This is a genomic window from Streptomyces sp. AA4 (assembly GCF_000158875.1).
GTDB lineage: Bacteria > Actinomycetota > Actinomycetes > Mycobacteriales > Pseudonocardiaceae > Amycolatopsis.
The window spans coordinates 8,139,082-8,158,018 of the sequence record NZ_GG657746.1; the positions used below are offsets into that span (position 1 = coordinate 8,139,082).

At 69.7% G+C, this 18,937-nt stretch carries 18 protein-coding genes; 9 read left to right on the top strand and 9 right to left on the bottom strand.

All coding sequences use genetic code 11. The annotated features are described in order from the left end of the window. The first annotated feature begins 58 nt into the window (after nucleotides 1-58). The 4 genes from SSMG_RS37210 (at nucleotide 59) to SSMG_RS37225 (ending at nucleotide 5,484) form a co-directional block, all read left to right on the top strand. Nucleotides 59-1,693 carry an ABC transporter ATP-binding protein gene (locus tag SSMG_RS37210; RefSeq protein ID WP_037718620.1) on the top strand — a complete coding sequence of 545 codons (1,635 nt, stop codon included), beginning with the start codon at nucleotides 59-61 and terminating at the stop codon, nucleotides 1,691-1,693. Next, a complete protein-coding gene (locus SSMG_RS37215; protein WP_009084791.1) occupies nucleotides 1,690-3,432 on the top strand; it encodes an ABC transporter ATP-binding protein in 1,743 nt (580 codons plus the stop codon). The genes SSMG_RS37210 and SSMG_RS37215 overlap by 4 nt, the downstream gene beginning before the upstream one ends. A 107-nt stretch (nucleotides 3,433-3,539) precedes the next feature. After that, on the top strand, nucleotides 3,540-4,889 hold the full coding sequence (locus tag SSMG_RS37220; RefSeq protein ID WP_078561031.1) for a PQQ-binding-like beta-propeller repeat protein: 1,350 nt from the start codon (nucleotides 3,540-3,542) through the stop codon (nucleotides 4,887-4,889). Nucleotides 4,890-5,064: 175 nt separating this feature from the next. Continuing rightward, on the top strand, nucleotides 5,065-5,484 hold the full coding sequence (locus SSMG_RS37225) for a pyridoxamine 5'-phosphate oxidase family protein (RefSeq protein ID WP_009084795.1): 420 nt from the start codon (nucleotides 5,065-5,067) through the stop codon (nucleotides 5,482-5,484). Nucleotides 5,485-5,534: 50 nt separating this feature from the next. On the opposite strand, the gene purQ is transcribed toward SSMG_RS37225, so the two are convergent. Beyond that, entirely contained in the window at nucleotides 5,535-6,212 is a 678-nt protein-coding gene (gene purQ, locus SSMG_RS37230; protein ID WP_009084796.1) for a phosphoribosylformylglycinamidine synthase subunit PurQ, read from the bottom strand. Continuing rightward, a complete protein-coding gene (gene purS / locus SSMG_RS37235; RefSeq protein WP_009084798.1) occupies nucleotides 6,209-6,448 on the bottom strand; it encodes a phosphoribosylformylglycinamidine synthase subunit PurS in 240 nt (79 codons plus the stop codon). The genes purQ and purS overlap by 4 nt, the downstream gene beginning before the upstream one ends. Nucleotides 6,449-6,541: 93 nt before the next feature. On the opposite strand from purS, the gene SSMG_RS37240 reads away from it, so the two are divergent. From SSMG_RS37240 to SSMG_RS37250, 3 genes are all read left to right on the top strand, one after another. Next, a complete protein-coding gene (locus SSMG_RS37240; RefSeq protein ID WP_009084801.1) occupies nucleotides 6,542-7,405 on the top strand; it encodes a hypothetical protein in 864 nt (287 codons plus the stop codon). An 82-nt stretch (nucleotides 7,406-7,487) separates the two neighbouring features. Then, a complete protein-coding gene (locus tag SSMG_RS37245; protein WP_037716153.1) occupies nucleotides 7,488-9,068 on the top strand; it encodes a GMC family oxidoreductase in 1,581 nt (526 codons plus the stop codon). Next, nucleotides 9,065-9,877 carry a bifunctional 2-polyprenyl-6-hydroxyphenol methylase/3-demethylubiquinol 3-O-methyltransferase UbiG gene (locus tag SSMG_RS37250; protein WP_009084803.1) on the top strand — a complete coding sequence of 271 codons (813 nt, stop codon included), beginning with the start codon at nucleotides 9,065-9,067 and terminating at the stop codon, nucleotides 9,875-9,877. The genes SSMG_RS37245 and SSMG_RS37250 overlap by 4 nt, the downstream gene beginning before the upstream one ends. Here SSMG_RS37250 and SSMG_RS37255 read toward each other — a convergent pair. After that, on the bottom strand, nucleotides 9,874-11,058 hold the full coding sequence (locus SSMG_RS37255; RefSeq protein ID WP_009084805.1) for a glycosyltransferase 87 family protein: 1,185 nt from the start codon (nucleotides 11,056-11,058) through the stop codon (nucleotides 9,874-9,876). The genes SSMG_RS37250 and SSMG_RS37255 overlap by 4 nt on opposite strands. A gap of 98 nt (nucleotides 11,059-11,156) precedes the next feature. Between SSMG_RS37255 and SSMG_RS37260 the strand changes: the two genes are divergently transcribed. After that, on the top strand, nucleotides 11,157-11,486 hold the full coding sequence (locus SSMG_RS37260) for a hypothetical protein (RefSeq protein WP_037716155.1): 330 nt from the start codon (nucleotides 11,157-11,159) through the stop codon (nucleotides 11,484-11,486). Nucleotides 11,487-11,489: 3 nt separating this feature from the next. On the opposite strand, the gene SSMG_RS37265 is transcribed toward SSMG_RS37260, so the two are convergent. Continuing rightward, entirely contained in the window at nucleotides 11,490-12,656 is a 1,167-nt protein-coding gene (locus SSMG_RS37265) for a lactate 2-monooxygenase (RefSeq protein ID WP_199786421.1), read from the bottom strand. Nucleotides 12,657-12,662: 6 nt separating this feature from the next. Continuing rightward, a complete protein-coding gene (locus SSMG_RS37270) occupies nucleotides 12,663-14,159 on the bottom strand; it encodes an aldehyde dehydrogenase family protein (RefSeq protein ID WP_037716158.1) in 1,497 nt (498 codons plus the stop codon). Between the two features lie 199 nt (nucleotides 14,160-14,358). On the opposite strand from SSMG_RS37270, the gene SSMG_RS37275 reads away from it, so the two are divergent. Continuing rightward, nucleotides 14,359-14,994: an MBL fold metallo-hydrolase gene (locus SSMG_RS37275; protein WP_009084812.1), complete on the top strand. Its 636-nt coding sequence runs from the start codon at nucleotides 14,359-14,361 to the stop codon at nucleotides 14,992-14,994. Here SSMG_RS37275 and SSMG_RS37280 read toward each other — a convergent pair. The 4 genes from SSMG_RS37280 to SSMG_RS37295 all read right to left on the bottom strand — a co-directional run bounded on the left by SSMG_RS37280 (nucleotide 14,991) and on the right by SSMG_RS37295 (nucleotide 18,924). Further along, complete coding sequence (locus tag SSMG_RS37280) at nucleotides 14,991-15,689, bottom strand: DUF2334 domain-containing protein (protein WP_199786094.1); 699 nt, start codon at nucleotides 15,687-15,689, stop codon at nucleotides 14,991-14,993. The genes SSMG_RS37275 and SSMG_RS37280 overlap by 4 nt on opposite strands. Before the next feature lie 99 nt (nucleotides 15,690-15,788). Further along, the gene (locus SSMG_RS37285) at nucleotides 15,789-16,649 is read right to left on the bottom strand and encodes a class I SAM-dependent methyltransferase (protein WP_037716160.1); all 861 of its coding nucleotides are present in this window, start codon (nucleotides 16,647-16,649) and stop codon (nucleotides 15,789-15,791) included. A gap of 215 nt (nucleotides 16,650-16,864) precedes the next feature. After that, entirely contained in the window at nucleotides 16,865-17,386 is a 522-nt protein-coding gene (locus SSMG_RS37290; protein WP_009084815.1) for an NADPH-dependent FMN reductase, read from the bottom strand. 701 nt (nucleotides 17,387-18,087) lie between these two features. Further along, a complete protein-coding gene (locus SSMG_RS37295; protein ID WP_037716162.1) occupies nucleotides 18,088-18,924 on the bottom strand; it encodes a patatin-like phospholipase family protein in 837 nt (278 codons plus the stop codon). Nucleotides 18,925-18,937: the final 13 nt, after the last annotated feature.

Consider the following 18,937-nt stretch of genomic DNA (forward strand, 5'->3'; position numbering starts at 1 on the left):
TTCGCCTGGGGATAAATCAGTCGCGCCGGACAGCCCCGGCGGCTTAGCGTCAGTGATCGTGCTTTCCGCCACGTACCGCTTTCCCGAGATCCGACTGCCGGAACACCCGACGCCGGTCCGGTACCTGCTGGCGGTCCTGCGCGCGCGGCCCGGGCTCGTCCTCGCCGCGATCGTCACCGGGGCCGGCTGGTCGCTGCCGAGCGCCCTGCTGCCGCTGGTGATCGGCCGCGGCGTGGGAGCGATCGCCGCGGGCGACTCGGCCGCGCTGGGCCGCTGGGCGCTGGTCGCGGGCGTGCTCGGCGTGACGCAGGCGCTGCTCGGCACCGGTCTGCACTTCGCCTCGTACGGCCTGTGGATGCACGGCGCGGGCAGCACGCAACGCCTGGTCACCGACCATACGACCCGGCTCGGCGCGTCCCTGCGCGACGCGACCAGCACCGGCAACGTCGTCGCGGTCACGTCGTCGGACATGAACTGGGTCGGCAACGCGTTCGAGGTCGTCGGTCGCACATTCGGGTCGATTGTCGCGTTCGTGGTGATCGGGATCGCGATGCTCGGCACTTCGCCGGTGCTGGGCACGGTCGCCCTGGTCGGCGTCCCGCTCGCGGTGCTCGGCATCGGTCCGCTGCTCGCGCCGCTGCAGAAGCGGAAAACGGCGCAGCGGGAGAATCTGAGCGACGTGAACGCACTCGGCGCGGACATCGTGTCCGGGCTGCGGATCCTGCGCGGCGTCGGCGGCGAACGGCGGTTCCTCGCCCGGTTCCGCGAGGCCAGCCAGCTGGTGCGGCGCTCCGGCGTCGAGGTCGGGCGCAGCGAAGCCTGGCTCGCCGGCGCGGAGGTGCTGCTGCCCGGGCTGGTCACGGTGGCGATCACCTGGCTGGGCGCGCGGCTCGCGCTCGACGGCACGATCGGCGTCGGCGAACTGGTCGCGTTCTACGGTCTTTCGGCGTTCCTGGTGGTGCCGGTCGCCACGGCGACCGAGCAGGTCAGCTCGCTCAGCTCGGGGTTGGTCGCGGCGCGCAAGGTGTGCGGGCTGCTGGCCCTGCGGCCGAAGCTCGCCGAGCCGGTGTCGCCGCGGCCGCTGCCGGAGGGTCCGCTCGAACTGGTGGACACCGCCAGCGGCATCCGGATCGCGCCGGGCAAGCTGACCGTGGTCGATCTGGGCGCCGAGGCGGAGGCGATCGCCGCGCGGATGAGCCGGTTCGCCGACGCGGACGAGGGCGAGCAGGTGCTGGTCGGCGGGGTGCCCGCGGATCGCGTCGCGCTCGCCGAACTGCGCCGGCGGGTGGTGTACGCGCACAACCAGGACCTGTGGTTTTCCGGGGTGCTGCGCGATCAGCTGACGCCGGAGCATCCGCGCGAGGTCGACATCTTCTCGGCGCTGCACGCGGCGGACGCCGAGGACATCATCGAGGCCCTTCCGCGCGGAGTCGACGAGCTGATCGGCGAACGCGGCCGCGAGGTGTCCGGCGGACAGCGGCAGCGGCTGAGCCTGGCCCGTGCACTGGCGATGGACTCCGACGTGCTGCTGCTCGACGAGCCGACCTCGGCGGTCGACGCGCACACCGAAGCCCGGATCACCCGGCGCACCAAGGAATTGCGGGCCGGAAGGACCACGGTGGTGTTCAGCCAGAGTCCACTGTGGAGGAACGTGGCCGACGAGGTCGTCCACGGAAAGGCAGTGACGGTATGACGACGCGGCTCCCGCTGGCGTCGAAACGCGACGTACGGCGCTGGGCGAAACGCGTGGCGGTCGAGCACCGGCGCGAGTTTTCCGTGATGCTCGGGCTGTTCTGCCTGGCCACGGTGGTCGGGCTGGCCGGGCCGCAGCTGCTCGGCAGGCTCGTGGACGGCGTGGTCGAGCACGGTCCGACGCTGCAGGTCGATCTGCTGGCCGTGGCGTTCGTGGTGGTGCTCGTGCTGCAGGCGTGGGCGAGGAAGGCGGCGCGGCTGCGCGGCCGGATGTTCGGCGAGCGCGTGCTGGCGCAGACCCGCGAACGGTTCGTCACGAACGCGCTCGGCCTGCCGCTCGGCACTGTCGAGGCGGCCGGCACCGGCGACCTGCTCAGCCGGGCGACCAGCGACATCAACCGGCTGGACGTCGCGGTGCGGTTCGCCGCGCCGGAAATCCTCATCGCCGCGGTGACCGTGCTGTTCACGACGATCGCGATGATCGTGACGTCGCCGCTGCTCGCGCTGGCCCTGCTGGTCGCGATCCCGTTGCTGGTGCCGGTGAACGTCTGGTACCAGCGGAAGATCCCGACCGCGTTCGCGTGGATGCTCGACCGCTGGGGCGACCTGCAGTCGATCACCCACGAGACCGTGGAGGGCGCGCGGACCACGGAGGCGCTCAGCCTCACGCGGCGGCGCATGCGCGCCGGGCACCACGCGCTCGACCAGGCGACGCTCGGCGAACGCCGGATGCGGGCGCTGCAGATGCGCTGGCTGCCGACGCTGGAGATCAGCTACGTCCTGCCGATCGCCGCGCTCCTGCTGCTCGGCATGTTCGCCTACAGCCAGGGCTGGGCCGGGCTCGGCACGATCACCACGATGCTGGCGTACGCGCAGGCGATGACCGCTCCGCTCAGCGAGGCGATGTTCTGGCTGGAGGACCTGCAGGTCGCGATCGCCGCGACGCGCCGGATCATCGGCGTGCAGCCGGCCGAAGCGGCGGACAAGGTGACCGCCGCGCCGCGCGGGCGCGACATCGAGGTGCGCGACGTCCGGTTCGGCTACACGGCCGATCGCGAGGTGCTGCACGGCATCTCGCTGAGCGTGCCGCGCGGCGAACGGCTGGCGATCGTCGGACCGTCCGGCGCGGGCAAGTCCACACTGGGCAGGCTGCTGGCCGGGATCTCGGCGCCGACCGCGGGGTCGATCCAGGTCGGCGGCACCGAGGTGTCGACGCTCTCCGACGACGTGCTGCGCGGCGAGGTTCTGCTGCTGACGCAGGAGCACCACACGTTTTCCGGGACGCTGCGGGAAAACCTGGCTCTTCCAGCCCGGCGCGACGGCGGGGACTGGACCGACGAGGAACTGATGGCCGCGCTCGCGTCCGCCGGCGCGGCGGAGTGGGCGGCCGGACTGCCGGACGGGCTGGACACCAAGCTCGGCTCGGGCGCGTACGCGGTTCCGGCCGGTCTCGCGCAGCAACTGGCGCTGGCCCGGGTCGTCCTGGCCGACCCGCACACGCTGGTGCTGGACGAGGCGACGTCGCTGCTGGACACCGGTTCGGCGCGCGAACTGGAACGGTCGCTGAACGCGGTGCTCGAAGGCCGCACGGTGATCGCGATCGCGCACCGGCTGCACACGGCCGCGGCAGCCGACCGGGTCGCGGTGGTCGAAGGCGGGAAGATCACCGAACTCGGCCCGCACGAGGACCTGATCGCGGCGGGCGGCCCGTACTCGCGGCTGGTCGCGGCGGCGAGCTGAAGCGCGATTCCCTGACGACAAATCCGGCGCGGGGAAAGCTGTGGCGGAACTTTGGAAGAATCAGATTTCCCCAAATACACTGCCCGCATCGAAAGGGGGAGCGGGTAGTGACGGACAAAATGGGCGGCCGGCGGGCCCTCCTCGTAAGCTCAGCATTTCTGGCAGCCGTGGTGATCGCGGCGATCGTGGTACCGCTCGCGCTCAACAGCGGCAAGGTGCCCGGCCACGCGATCGCGGTGTCCCAGCAAGGTCCGTGGCAGCTGGGATCGGACCGGATCGCGCCGTACGAGATCGGCATCGATTCCTGGGTCGTTGGCGACGATCTGGTGCTGGTGAACGACACCTATGCGGTCGCGTACGCACGGAGCGACGGCAAGGAACGCTGGAGGATCCCCTCCCCCTCCGGCCATTTCTGCGGGGCGAGCACCTCTGTCGTCGACAACCGCATCGCCGTCGGCTATGGGGATCTCTGCTCGAGCGCGGCCGTACTGGATGTCAACGCGGGAAAGCTGCTGTGGCAGCGGGCGATGCCCATCACCTCGTCGGGAAGCCCGTCGGAGGCGAAACTCGACGAGCACGCGGTGCTGGCGATCGTCGGCGGTTCGGTCGTGGTCGTGCACTACCAGCAGCTGCTCGGGCTGGACGCGGCCACCGGCGCCGTCCGCTGGTCCGAGGTCACGCCACCGACCGACGAGAAGGTGTACTCGAACTGCATCCCGTCGGACGGGATGCCGCGCAGCGCGGACTTCGTGCTGCTGTCCCACTGCAGCGCCAAGGACGCCGGCGACGACTTGTACGTCGCCGTTGCCGTCGATCCCGCGACCGGAAAAATCAAGCAGCACAACGAGTTCGTGAAGAGCAAGTCCTTCCTCACGATGGCGTGGGTGAGCGCGTCGCCGCTGGTCGCCTACCTCAGCGATACATCGAAAGGGTTGTACGAAACTCTCGACGACTCGCTCGAACCGGTTTCCACCATCGAGGCCGGAGACGCGTTGAACGGCTTCATGGGCGACGACGGATTCGGCTACAGCCTGAGCGGGGTCTCCCACGGCACGTCACATCGACGTTCGCGAGCACTCGTCACGGGCACCACGATGATCGCGCTGACCAGCCCGCAGAAGCCCAACCGCCTCGCCGCGTTCGACCTCCGCACCGGTGCCAAACGCTGGGAAGTCCCGGCACCCGGCGGCGGCATTGTCGCGGCACCGCTCGCGGTGGAGGGCGGGCAGGTGATCGCCGTGGTCTCCGCTGGCCAGGACAGTCCTGATCAGCACATAGTCAAGTTCGCGCTGGACACCGGAGCCGTGACACCCGTGCGCACGGTCTCGCTCCCGGGCTCCGGCAATCGCGGCTTGGCACCGTGGTTCTGCCGCTTGTTCTGGGCAGACGGGGTCGTTTTCGGAGTCCGCGGGATCTACAGCGGGCAGTCCACGGCGCTGGTCTTCCGGCTCGGCTGAGTCTTCTGCCTCGGCTCCGCCGAGGCGTGCGGGATCGCCTTCAAGCCGGCGCGATCCCGCGGTGTGGTTCCGATTGGTGAAAGAGCCTGGGCGGCGAACTGACCGGAATGTCCGGAGGGCATCCGGCGTTGGCTTCAGGCGGATCCTGATCTTCCTAGCCTGGGGGTGACGCCGGATGGCGGTCATGACGGTGGACGAACGAGAGAAATTCCTCGCCGAGGAGCGCGTGGGCGTGCTGTCGATCGGCCGGGAAGGCGCGGCCCCGCTCGCCGTGCCGGTCTGGTACGACTACGAGCCCGGCGGCGAACTGCTGATCTGGATGGACCGCGGCTCGGCGAAGGATCGCGCGATCGAGGCGGCGGGCCAGCTGAGCCTCACGGTGCAGCAGGAAACCCAGCCGTACAAGTACGTCACGGTATCCGGTCCGGTCGTCGACCGGTCCTCGGCACCGACCGAGGAGCAGGCGCTCGCCATCGCCTCCCGGTACGCGCCGGAGGCCGAGGCGCGGAAGTTCGTCGAGGGTTCGCTCAAGGAGACCTCGGTGCTGGTGCGGGTGCGCACCGAACGCTGGCTCTCCAGCGACCACAGCAAGTAACGCGAAAAGGGGCCCCGGGAAGTTCCCCAGGGCCCCTTTTTCGGTGCGGATCAGGCTTTCACGAGCGCGTCGACCGCGCTGTAGAACAGGCCCAGGCCGTCGTCGGACGGGCCGGTGAGCGCGTCGATCGCGTGCTCCGGGTGCGGCATGAGACCGACCACGCGGCCGTTCTCGCTGGTGACGCCCGCGATGTCGTTGCGGGAGCCGTTCGGGTTGCCGCCGACGTAGCGGAACGCCACCCGGCCCTCCGCCTCCAGCATGTCCACAGTGGACTGTTCGGCGACGTAGCAGCCGTCGTTGTTCTTGACCGGAATCAGGATTTCCGCGCCCGCCTCGTAGCGCGTGGTCCACGCGGTGGTGTTGTTCTCCACGCGCAGCCACTGGTCGCGGCACACGAAGTGCAGGCCGACGTTGCGGATCATCGCGCCGGGGAGCAGACCGGCCTCGCACAGGATCTGGAAGCCGTTGCAGATGCCGAGCACCGGCATGCCCTTGCGGGCCGCGTCGATGACCGACGACATCACCGGCGCGTAGCGGGCGATCACGCCGGCGCGCAGGTAGTCGCCGTAGGAGAAGCCGCCGGGGACGACGACCGCGTCGACGCCCTTCAGGTCGTCGTCGGCGTGCCAGAGCGAAACCGCCTCGGCCTCGGCGTAGCGGACCGCGCGGGCGGCGTCGCCGTCGTCGAGCGTGCCGGGGAAGGTGATGACGCCGATGCGGGCGCTCACGCGTCCACCCGCCGGATCGTCCACTGCTCGATCACCGGGTTGGCGAGGAAGCCCTCGGCCATCTTGGCCAGCGTCTCGTCATCGACGTCGTCGTCGACCTCGAGTTCGAAGTGCCGCCCCTGGCGCACGTCGGCGACCCCGGAGAAGCCCAGCCGCGGCAGCGCGCGCGCCACCGCCTGGCCCTGCGGGTCGAGGATCTCGGGTTTGGGCATGACGTCGACAACGACTCGAGCCACGGCTGGCTGCTCCTTATTTCTGCAGGTCGTGGGTGCGGTTGAAGCGTACTTCACTAGCCTGACCGGCAGACAGACCGGTATCGAGGGGGAGACATGAACCACCCGCCGCAGGGCCCGTACCCGCAGCAGGGGCCTTTTCCGCCGCGCGGGCCGCAGCAGGGGCCGCCACCTGGGCAATTCGGGCAGTACCCGCAGCCGTCGAAGAAGAAGTCGAAGGCCGGGCTGTGGATTTCGCTCGGCACGGCAGTCGTGGTGCTCGGCGGCGCGGTCGCGTTCACCGGCTGGGTGACCCCGGGGTTCTTCAAAGAGAAGCTGGACACGACGTCGCGGGGAACGCCGGAGCAATTGGCCCAGTCGGTCGCGAACTCGATCACCGAGCAGACCGGGCTGAACGACCTGTGGTGCAAGATCCGGTCGAAGCGGTCCTACGCCGCCGAGGAGATGTTCCGGGGCGCGAAGGGCGACGCGAAGATCAGCAACCCGGTGCACCCGACCGGACCGCAGGAGCGCGCGGCCACGATCACCGCGAGCAACCTCGCCTTCGGCATCGCGCTGATCCCGGACGGCACGGGCTGGTGCGTGCGCGACGTCAAGGCGGACGGCGAACCGGCACCGCTGGCCAGCCTGTCGACCGATCCGAAGCCGCGGCCGCCGATGAAGGACGGCACGGACGCCGCGACGAAGTTCATCGACGCGGTCAACGCGCGCGACATCCCGGCGGCGTTGTCGGTCATGTGCCGCGACGCGCCGGACACCACCCGTGACGGCACCCAGCAGTGGATCTACGGCGAAACGAAGCTGACCGTGCGCAAGACGGACGTGCTGCGGACCGCAGGCCGGACGATCGTGCACGTCGACGCCAAGCTCGACGGCGTCGCCAAGGAGGGCCGGGTGGAAACGGACGACCGCGCGGTCGACGGCGCGTGCGTCACCTCCTTCGACCCCACTTCTGACTGATCGGATTTCCGGGGAGTTGCGCGTAGCGTGACCTGCGCCATGATGTGTCGTTGACAGGGTGTCAACACCACCGGGAGGCAGCGTGCCAGAGCAGGACTCCTTCGACTACGTGATCGTCGGCGCGGGCAGCGCGGGCTGCGTGCTGGCGAACCGGCTGAGCGAGGACCCGTCCGCGCGGGTGCTGCTGCTCGAGGCGGGCGGCGAGGACACCGCGGACGAGGTCCGGATCCCGGCGGCGTTCGCGTCGCTGTTCAAGACGAAGTGGGACTGGAACTACGAGACCGTCGAGCAGAAGCACACCGGCAAGACGGCGTACTGGCCGCGCGGCCGGATGCTCGGCGGCTGCTCGTCGATCAACGCGATGATCTACATCCGCGGCAACCGCGCCGACTACGACGGCTGGCGCGATGCGCACGGGGCCACCGGCTGGGGCTGGGACGACGTGCTGCCGTACTTCAAGCGCGCCGAGGGCAACCAGCGCTTCGGCGGTCCGCTGCACGGCACGGACGGCCCGCTGCACGTCGAGGACCGGCGGTTCACGCACGAGCTGTCGCACGCGTGGGTGGACAGCGCGGTCGCGTGGGGGCTCAAGCACACCGACGACTTCAACGGCGAATCGCAGGAGGGGGCCGGGCTCTACCAGGTCACCTGCAAGCGCGGCCGCCGCTGGTCCACCGCGGACGCTTACCTGCGGCCCGCGTTGTCGCGGCCGAACCTCACCGTGCGGACGAACGCGCAGGTCACGCAGGTGGTCTTCGAGGGCACCCGCGCGGTCGGAGTGTCCTATCTGGACAAAGGCGTGCCGACGACGGTCCGCGCGGACGCCGAAGTGCTGCTCTCCGGCGGCGCGATCAACTCGCCGCAGCTGCTGATGCTGTCCGGCGTCGGACCGGCCGAGCACCTGCGCGAACTGGGCATCGACGTGGTCGCCGCGCTGCCCGGCGTCGGCGACAACCTGCACGACCACCCGGCGGTCGGCGTGATCTGGTCGACGAAGGGCACGACCGACATCGCGGACTCCGCGACGCCCGCCGGACTGGTGCGGTACCAGCTGACCAAACGCGGTCCGCTCGCGTCGAACATCGGCGAGGCGGGCGCGTTCTACTCGACGCGCGACGGGCTGGCCGCACCGGACATGCAGATCCACGTGGCCCCGACGTTGTTCTACGACAACGGGATGCGCGAACCGACCTGTCCTGGCTTCACGTCGGCGGCCACGCTGGTCGACGTCGCGAGCCGCGGCCGGCTGCGGTTGAAATCAGCGAATCCGTTGTGGAAGCCGGAAATCGACCCGGCTTACTACGCGGAGTCGATCGACCTGGAGTCGGTGAAGTCGGCCCTGCGGTCGCTGATCGAGATCGGCCGGTCTGGTCCGCTGGCGAAGTTCCTGGATCGACCGTTCTTGCCGGCGACGCATGACCTGTCGGACGAGGCACTGACTGAGCATGTCCGGGAGAACACGCAGACGCTGTACCACCCGGTCGGCACGTGCGCGATGGGCAGCGGCGAGCACGCGGTGGTGGATCCGGAACTGAAGGTGCGCGACGTTTCGGGGCTGCGGGTGGTGGACGCTTCGGTGATGCCGGTGGTGCCGCGCGGGAACACCAACGCACCGACGATCATGGTGGCGGAGAAGGCGGCCGACCTGATTCGGGCTCGATGACCGCTCTGTCGACCTGGCGAGATCTCCTTGCCGCCTGGGCGATTCCGGACACCGTGCACCCTCCGGAATCGCCGTGGGTCCTTCCGCGGGAGGTGTTCCTGCGGCGGGCCGACCGGCAGATCGCCGCGCCGATCGGGGCGACTCACCGGCTGGCCGCCGAAGCGTTGCAGGAACCTGGCACGGTGCTCGACGTCGGCGCGGCGGCCGGGGCGGCGAGTCTGCCCCTGGTCGGCCGGTCGAACGTCACCGCGGTGACAGCGTTGGACGCCGACGACGAGCTGCTCGCCGCCTTCGGCGAGCGGGCTGCGGGTGTGAAGCACCGGCTGTTGTCCGGCCGGTGGCCTGATCTCGCGGACGAAGCTGGGGTGGCGGATGTCGTCGTGTGCGGGAATGTCGTCTACAACGTCCCCGACCTGGCCCCGTTCGCCGCGGCGCTCACTGCGGCGGCCCGGCGGCGGGTCGTGGTCGAGACGGCCGCGCGGCATCCGTTGACCGAGCTTAACCCGTTGTGGCAACGGTTTCACGGAATCGAGCGCCCGTCGGGGCCGACTGCGGTGGACTGTCTCGCGGCGCTCGCGGAAGCGGGAATCAAGCCGGAAGTCGTGGAATGGCGGCGGCCGCCGGAGCCGGAGTACGCGGAATTCTCGACCATGGCGGACGTCGTGCGGCGGCGGTTGTGCTTGCCCGCCGACGCGGCCGGAGAGGTCGAGCGGGCCTTGCTGGAGATGGGCGTAGACCCGGAAATGCCGCCGGATCTCGGGTCCTCCGGCCGGGATCCGGTGACGCTGGCGTGGCCCGGTTCCGCTTAACGGACCCGTTCCAGTACGGGAACCCGGGCGAACTGCACCGTGAATAGTTGCCAGGCAAGGAAACCCAAGCCGAGAAGGACGTAAGCATCGCCGACGAGGTGCTGCCACGGTTCCCACGCGAGTTCCCGCATCCCGCTGGAAGGCACGAAGGTGTGCGGGGCGGCGATGAAGACCGCGGCACCCGCCGCCAGCGCCGCACCAGCGCGAAGGGTGCGGACGCGGGCAGCGAGGATGAGCGCCGCGGGCACCACCCAAACCCAATGGTGAGACCAGGAAATCGGGGATACGAGGAGCACTGCCGTCGCGTTGACGACAAAGGCGAGCGAGGTGTCGACGCGCCGCATGACGAGCACCGCGGTGACCAGGACGAACGCGGACAAGGTCAGCCACAGCAGGTCGTGGGTCTGCGGCAGCAGGGCGAGGCGGTTGAGGGCGCCTTGGATGGTCTGGTTGGTCGCGTAGGGCGCGCCGCTGAAGCCGTCGGCGCTGGTGAGGCCGCCGCCGAAGAAGTACTCGGCGGAAGCGTGCGGGGCGACCAGGAAGCCGAGCAAGGTCACGCCGGCACCGGTGAACAGGGTGGTGCGGGCGGCTCGGAAATCCTTGGTGAGCACGAAGAACAACAGGAAACCGGCGGGCGTCACCTTGATCGCGGCGGCCAAGCCGACGAGGATTCCGCGCGGCCACCGCGGGGTAAGCGCTAGGCAATCCACGGCAACCAGGGCCATCAGGACGAGGTTGATCTGTCCAAAGCCGACAGTGGAGCGCACGGGCTCGAAAGCGAAGGCCGCCAAGGTGAGCGCGCACGCGGCCAGGACCGCGGTCCGGCGGCCCCAGTCTCGCCACCGGCGGCGCACCACGGTGTACAAGACGAGCCAGAGCGAGGCGACGGAGAGGAGGTCGAGCAGAACGGTCGCGACGGCGAGCGGCGGGAACGCCAAGCCGGAGAAGAGAAGCGCGGCGAACGGCGGATAGATGAACGGCAGCATGGAACCTGCCGTGGTGGTCGGGAGCGGACCGTATGGGTCACCACCATGGACGGCGGCGTCCGCTCCGAAGCGGTAAACCTGCAAGTCAACCGGGTTGAAGCTGCTGATGACGACCGCTACGCCCACGACGACGGCTATCGCGCCGAGCGCGGACAACCAGGCGAGGAGCCGCCCGGCCTTTCCCTGAAACCACATACGGGCGGCGATTGTAGCTGCCTGCTCAAGAGGCGGGCGGACCGTTCCGGATGACCGTTTTCCCGGAATTGTCGTACCCCGTCGTTACTGTCTGGCCCATGAGCACTTCCCTCTACTACACCGCGAGCCGGGCGACCGCGCTCACCGCTGCCGAGACCACTGCCATCGAGCGCGTCGTCACCGCGCGGCAGGCGTCTTTTCCCTGTCCCGACGAGGAATCCCTCTTTCTGTACGAGGAGCCGGACGCGATCGTGGCCGGGTCCACCAAGATGCCGTTCGACGTCGACCGCGTGATGCCGGTGCTCGAACACGTCCTGGGCTCGGTGACCGAGTTGCGCCGTGCCCTCCCGGACGCGGAATGGCAGGTGCACCTCGACGATTTCGACATCCCGTGGAACGAGAGCGAGGGGTACTTCCTGCCCGCGTAAGAGCTAGCCGACTCTCCGCAGCGCTTCGCGGGTGAGATCGGCCAGGGTCGGATAGCCGTCCACCGCCATGATCAAGTCAGCTTCAGCCAGCAAGGTACGCAGAACATGGACCACGCCGTCCTCACCAGCCAACGACAATCCCCAGGCGTAGGGCCGGCCGACGCCCACCGCGGTCGCGCCCAAGGCCAGCGCCTTGACCACGTCGGCCCCGGAGCGAACGCCGGAGTCGAACAGCACCGGCGTGCCGTCCGCGGCGTCGACCACTTCGGCCAGGCAGTCCAGTGCCGGAAGGCCGCCGTTGGCCTGCCGTCCGCCGTGGTTCGAGCAGTAGATCCCGTCGACCCCGCCGTCGATCGCGCGGCGGGCGTCGTCGGGATGCTGGATGCCTTTGACCAGCAGCGGAAGCTTGGTCAGCGACCGCAGCCAGGGCAGGTCTTCCCAGGTCAGCGGGTTGCCGAAAAGCTGCGCCCACAGCCCGACGGCAGCGGCCGGGTCGTCCTCCGGAGCCTTGCCGAGCCGTTTCCGGAACACCGGGTCGGCGAAGTAGTTGGCCAGGCAATGCCCGCGCAGCTGCGGGAAGTTCGCCGTCGACAGGTCGCGCGGCCGCCAGCCGGTGACCCACGTGTCGAGCGTGACGACGATGCCGCGGAAGCCCGCCGCCTCGGCGCGCTGCACGAGCGAGGCGGCGAGGTCGCGGTCAGTCGGCGTGTAGAGCTGGAAGAACCCTGGCGTGTCGCCCAGTTCCGGGACGAGCGTTTCCACCGGGTCGACGCTCAACGTCGAGGCGACCATGGGCACGCCCGTCCGGGCGCTGGCCCGTGCGGTCGCGAGGTCGCCGTGGCCGTCCTGCGCGCACAGGCCGATCACCCCGACCGGCGCGAGGAACAGCGGCGCCGGCAGCTTCATCCCGAACAGGTCCACCGACAGGTCGCGTTCCTTCGCGCCGACGAACATCCGCGGGACCAGGCCCCAGCGTTCGAACGCCTCGACGTTGCCCCGCTGGGTCCGTTCGTCGCCCGCGCCACCGGCCACATAGGACAGTACGGACGGCGGAAGCGCCTGTGCCGCACGCGCTTCCAGTTCCGCGTACGACATCGGCAGATCCGGGACGCGGCCGGACAATCCGGCGAAGTAGATCTCGTGCTGGAAATCGCCGAAGCCGGGCAACAGTTCTCCTCAGCGCTTGCCGTGCAGGACGGTGACCAGCTTGGCGACCAGCGCGTCCGTGGATTCCTTGCGGGAGAAGGAGGTGAGCGTGAGCGGCGCGGTGAACCGCTGCCGGGCCACCGCCTTCGGACGGGCGAACTCGCGCAGCCCCTCCGGGCCGTGGATCCGGCCGAACCCGGAATCGCCGACCCCGCCGAAAGGCAGCGACGCGATGCCCGCGAACGACAACGGCGCGTTCACCGCGGTCATGCCCGCCCGCAACCGCGACGCCAGCTCCGCCCCGCGCGCCCGCGAGAACACCGTGGAACCCAGGCCGTACTTGGTCGCGTTGGCCTTCTCCACCGCCTCGTCCATGTCCCGCACCCGCGCGATCGTCACCGTCGGGCCGAACGTCTCCTCCCGCACCGCCTCGGAGTCCTCCGGCACGTCGACCAGCACCGTCGGCTGCACATACCGGTCGCCGACGCTGTCCACCCCGCCGACCAGCGCCTTCCCGCCGCGCGCGAGCGCGTCGGCGATGTGCCGGCGGATCACCGACAGCTGCGAGGGCATGGTGATCGGCCCGTACTGCGCGTCCTCGTCCGAACCCGCGCGCACGTGCTTCGCCTTCCCCACCACCTTCGCCACGAACTCCTCGGCCACCCGCTCGTGCACGTACACCCGCTCCACGCCGATGCAGGTCTGCCCCGAGTTCGAGAACGCGCCCCACACAGTCGCGTCCGCCGCCGCTTCCAGGTCCGCGTCCGCGTCGACCAGCAGCGCGTCCTTGCCGCCCGCCTCGATCACCACCGGCGTCAGCGTGTCCGCGGCAGCCGCCATGATCTTCTTGCCCGTCCCGGTCGAACCGGTGAACGCGATCTTGTCCACCCCGGAACCCACCAACGCCGCCCCGGTCTCGCCGAACCCGGTCACCAGCTGCAGCACCGGCTGCTCAGGCACGATCTCGGCGAACGCGTCCACCAGCCACTTCCCGACACCCGGCGTGTACTCGCTCGGCTTGAACACCACCGCGTTGCCCGCCGCCAGCGCGTACGCGATCGAACCCAGCGGAGTGAACACCGGGTAGTTCCACGGCCCGATCACGCCGACCACGCCGAGCGGGAGGTACTCGACGGTCGCGGCCTGGTTGGCCATCAGCAGCCCGGACGAGCGGCGGTGCTTGCCCAGCACCTCGCGGGCGTTCTTCGCCGCCCACGCGATGTGCTCGATCGCCAAAACGCTCTCCAGCTGCGCGTCCGCGATCGGCTTGCCGGTCTCGTCGCGCACCACCTGGCACAGCTGCGGCAGCCGCCGGGTCAGCACGCCCTTCCAGCGCTGCAGCCGCTCGGCGCGCCCGGCGAAGCCCAGGCCGTCCCACCAGCCCGCGGCCGCCCTCGCCCGCTCCACAGCAGCCCCGACCTGCTCGGCCGTGTGCACCGGGTAGGTCCCGACGACCTCGTCGGTGGCCGGGCTGAGCGAATCGAACGTCTCGCCGACGGGCGTCGGCTTCGGCTGGACCGCGGTCATCGGCGTCTCCCCGTCTCGGTGAACCCCCAGGCTACGAGGTTGCTGACACTCTGCCAACAGCTGCCCGGGCTTCCCGTCAGCATGGCATCCGGGGAGCGGGCGCGGAAAGTCCTCCGACGTGGAGTCCTCGCCAGATGCCGATCCCGGGGCGGGCCGAAGCGTAGGGTTGAGCCGACCAATCTGGTAAGGAGAAAACCTGATGCGGATCGTCCATTTCGGACATTCCTGCGTACTGCTCGAGACCACCGCGGAGCGGATTCTGCTCGACCCGGGCACGTTCTCCACCGGCTTCGAGGCCGAGCGCGAACTGTCCGCGGTGCTGATCACCCACCAGCACTTCGACCACCTCGACGTCGAACGGCTGCCCGGTCTGCTCAAGGCGAACCCGGACGCGAAACTGGTCGTCGACCCGGGCTCGGCCGAGGCGATCGAGAAGCTGCACCTGGAGTTCGAGGTCGCGCGGCCCGGCGACGCGTTCGAGTTCGGCGGTACCTCGGTGTCGGTGGTCGGCGGCGAGCACGCGGTGATCCACGCCGACATCCCGGTGATCCCGAACATCGGCTACCTCGTCGACCACGGCGCGTTCTACCACCCGGGCGACTCGTTCTTCGTGCCCGAGCAGAAGGTCGACGTGCTCGGCCTGCCGACCGGGGCCCCGTGGCTGAAGGCGGGCGAAGCGGTGGACTTCCTGCGCGCGGTCGCGCCGCGCCGTTCGGTGCCGATCCACGAGGCGGTGCTGGCCAACCCTGCGATGCACTACGGGCTGTTCCAGAACCTGGCTCCGGAGGGCACCGAGGTGAAGGTGCTCGATCGAGGCGTCGCGACGGAGATCTAGGCGGGAGCGGTGTGGCGGAGGGAGCCGTAGGTGCTCCCGAAAGCCCGGTTTTCGAGGGCGACGTCCACCGCGTCCAGCAACGCCTGCCGCAAGCCGGGGCGGCTGAGGTCAGCGGCGTCGATGCCAAGCCGCACCAGCCCGCCTCGGCGCGCGGCCCGGGCGGAGGCCAGCACGAGCGCGAAGCACCGGACCGTCTCCGTCCGATGCGACTGACTCGCGAAGTCCTGCACCCGCGCGCGCCGGATCTCGCCGGTCACCAGGTCCCGGACAGCGTTCTGATCGGCGCACAGCGTGAAGCCGTGCTCCCGCAACGCCTGCACAGTGCCCGGCGACGCGAGCCAACGCGGCGGCGCGAAGCCGTCGACAGTCACGCCAGTCGCGTCGAGGGCAGCCTTCGCCGCGATCAGCCGGAGCCGCGCTTCGTGCGCGGGGAGCGCCGCGAACTCCGCCTTGCGCCCCAGATGCACGGCACGATGCGTCGGCGGGATGCGGTGGTCATAGCCGTTGAGCAACACCGAGTCGCCCGCAGCGGCCCGCGTACGGACCCAGGCCGTGACCGGCCCGTCCTCGGTGCGCGCGACATGCAGAATCGACAGCGGGACGTGCCGACGTTCGAGTTCGGCCGCCAGATGCGCACAACGGTGCAGCGTGCGCGTGGTGACCCCGGACAGCGAGACCAGCAGGCGAGCATCCACGCCACCATTGCGCCGCAGCCGTGTGGCGACCGCCTGACCGCTCCGTGAACTACGAGTGAGACTTACACGGCGGACAGTCACCGTCGGCTTCACGCGTTCTCATTCGGCTTTGCGGCAATGCCAAATGAGCATCGACGGCACGCCGTTCGCCGCCGCGGCCAGCGCGTCCGGGATCAGCCCGTTGAGCGACCACGGCCAGAGATCCCACGGCCCACCGCCCGGAACATGCTGCGGTTTGGTCGCCGTCGGCGTCGGCTCCGCACAGCTCACCGGGGTGATGCCGGCCGCGAGGAACGCACGCAAGTAGTCACCGACCCGATGGTGCTTGGTCCGCACCCGAGCCGGGACCCCGTCGGCGGTGCGCACGGAGGGGATCGATCCGCGCTGGACCTGCTCGGGGTGGACGTCGGAAAGCACGAGATGCCCACCCGGGGCGAGGACGCGCGCGAACTCCGCGATCACGGGCTCCAGATCCGGCACGTGCGACAGCGCGAGTCCGCAGAGCACGACGTCCTGCGAACCGTCCTCGACGGGAAGTTCCTGCAGGTCAGCGACCAAAGTCGAGTCAGCCTTGGCATGACTGAGCATCTCCGGCGACCCGTCGACCGCAACGACCTGATGACCGCGTTCGACCAGGAGACGGGTGAGCCGTCCAGTCCCGCAGGCAGCGTCGAGCGCCCGGCCGGGCGGGATTCCGTCGAGGATCGCCGCGAGGTAGGGCTCGTCGGCGAAGGCCGCGTTCTCGCCAGAGTCGTACGCGGCGGCCCAGAGGGCATACCCGTCGCGCGGTTCGAGCTGGGTTACCTCGACGCCCTCGGCGAGGTCCTGGTCAGCCAGCAGTGCGCGGATCTCGCCAAGACGTGCTTCGACAAACTCGCGATCGTGCTCGCCGGTAAACGCGCGGAGGAGTGCCGCTCCTTCGATGCCGATGAGGTAGGCGAGAGGATGCTCGTAACTCACTCTTGCGGAGGCTAACCGGGCAAATGCCGCGAGTCCACCGATTTTCGGCTGCCTGTCCCGCGTCCGTGGTGGTGACGGGAATCTGCCATTCCGAGCCTCCCCGGGAGGGCGGCCGATTACGTGCCGCGCCGGGTTCGTCCCGGCCGAGCTTCGTTCCGCTTCCGAACATCTCGCCCGCCGTCGCTCCGACAGCTTTTTCGAATGGACTCAGCAACTCACGGTTTAGCCGCATCGACGAGCCGCCGCACCGCGACCGCGATCCGCCCGCGCAGGTCGGGGTCGATGAGGGCCCCGTTCTCGACGGCCTGGCGAGGAATGGGAATCCGCGCACAAGCGTCGTCGACGATGCGGGTGCCCGCGTAGGTGAGCGTCTTGCGGAGGGACTCGTGCGCGTCCGCACCCCCGGTCGGCGCGGCGACCGAAGACGCGTTGATCCACGCCACGGGTTTGCCGTACATCTCGCCGCCGCCGATAGTCCAGTCGAGCAGGTTCTTGAAGGAACCCGGCAAGCCGCCGGCGTACTCCGGGGTGCAGAACAGGACGCCGTCCGCCGCGCCGATCGCCTCCCGCAACGCCACGACCTCGCCCGGCAACGGCTCCCGATCATGATCCGGATTGAAGTGCGGCAACTCGGCGAGCCCACCGTACACAGTGGACGCGGTGAAGCCAGCCGCGGTCGCGATGACAGCCGCGTTGACCGAACCGGCCCGCAGGCTGCCGCTGATGAGCAAAAGCACGGAGCCCAGTGTGCCAGCGCGAAGGGCGGAACGGGGTCGTGCTTCTCGGGGGATTCCCGGTTTTCACCCACCGCTACCGCGCGAACGCGATTTCCGCACGGTATTCCGCGCAAGCACCAACCCGAACCTGCTTCAGGGGTGTACCGAGCCGAACTTGACGGTGAACGTTTGGCGGCGAATCGAGCGACTTCAGCGGAGTGCTAACTCCGGAGCAGGCCTGGTCCCGATGGGACCGCTCCGAAGCAACGCTGCCGAGCGTCGGCCGAATGCCGCTTCCGCACCAACGGGAAACTGACTGCGGCCAGCCCACACCGAAACAGGGCGCTCGGGGCACGCCAAGATCAGCCACACGCCACCAGGCGGCGCGCCAAACGGAAAACCGCAGCAATCAGCCTCCACCGAAACAGGCGGGACCCACCAAGATCAGCCGCAAGCCGCCGGATGCCGCGCCCACGGCAACCGACGACGACCAGCCTCTGCCGAAACTGGGCGTCGCCCGCTAAGACCGGCCAAACCACTAGACGGCGCACCAACCTCAAACCCGCAGCAATCCGTCTCCACCGGAACAGGCAGCAGCCCACCGAGATCAGGCCAAGCCGCCAGACAGTGCGCCAACCCGAAGCCGACAGCGGTCAGTCTGCGTCGAAACCGGCGCATGGACCACCGAGATCAACCCCAAGCCGCCAAGCCGCGCGCCGGCCTCACTTCCACACCACCCCTCCCCGTTGGCCCTGTGCCAATCCTGCCGCCGCGGCTGGTGCGCGGGTTTCTGGGTCCAGCGGGTTCGGTCCGATCGCCGCGACCGAGGCCTCGTCCGGTTCCAGAACCGCTACCTTCGCGCCTGCCGCGCGCAGCTCTGCCAGTACCTGGTCGAACGGCTGCTCCGTCGGGAATGCCTCCGTCGCGCCCATCGGGACGACCACTGTCACCTGGGCGAAACCTGTTGCGTAGTCAGCATTCGCGGAGGAACGGACGCCGCCGTCCACATACCGCTTTCCGTTGATCGGCACCGCTGGCCAGACGCCGGGCACGGCGCAGCTTGCTTCCACCGCGACGACCAGCGGGACGCCGGACGCGCGGTCGAACACTGCCGGTTCACCGGTTTCCGCTTCCACCGCAACGATTTTCACCGCACGCTCGGGCCAATCGTGGGACGGCAGACGGGATTCGATCACCGCGCGGCGGCGCGGTTCCGGCACGGTTTCCGCGGCCAGGGCGTATTTTCCCATCGCGCGGCGGGTTTCCGCCGCGGTGCCGCCGTCGGCGAGCACCGCGGCGAATTCCTCGCCGAACTTTTCCGGGTCGAACTCGGCCGCGATCTCCGCCGCTTGCCGGGCCGGGTCGGTTTGCCGTGCGTACAGCTGCGGCAGCGGCAAACCGCTGCCCAGCTGCGCCGCCACCGTCGCGCCCGCGGACGTGCCGATCAGCACGTCGGCACCGGTCACGTCCTGGCCCGCTTCCGCAAGCCCGGTCAGCAAACCGGTCGCCCACGCGATCCCGGCGACGCCACCACCGCCCAACACCAAAGCTCGGCTCATGCCGCTCCTTTCC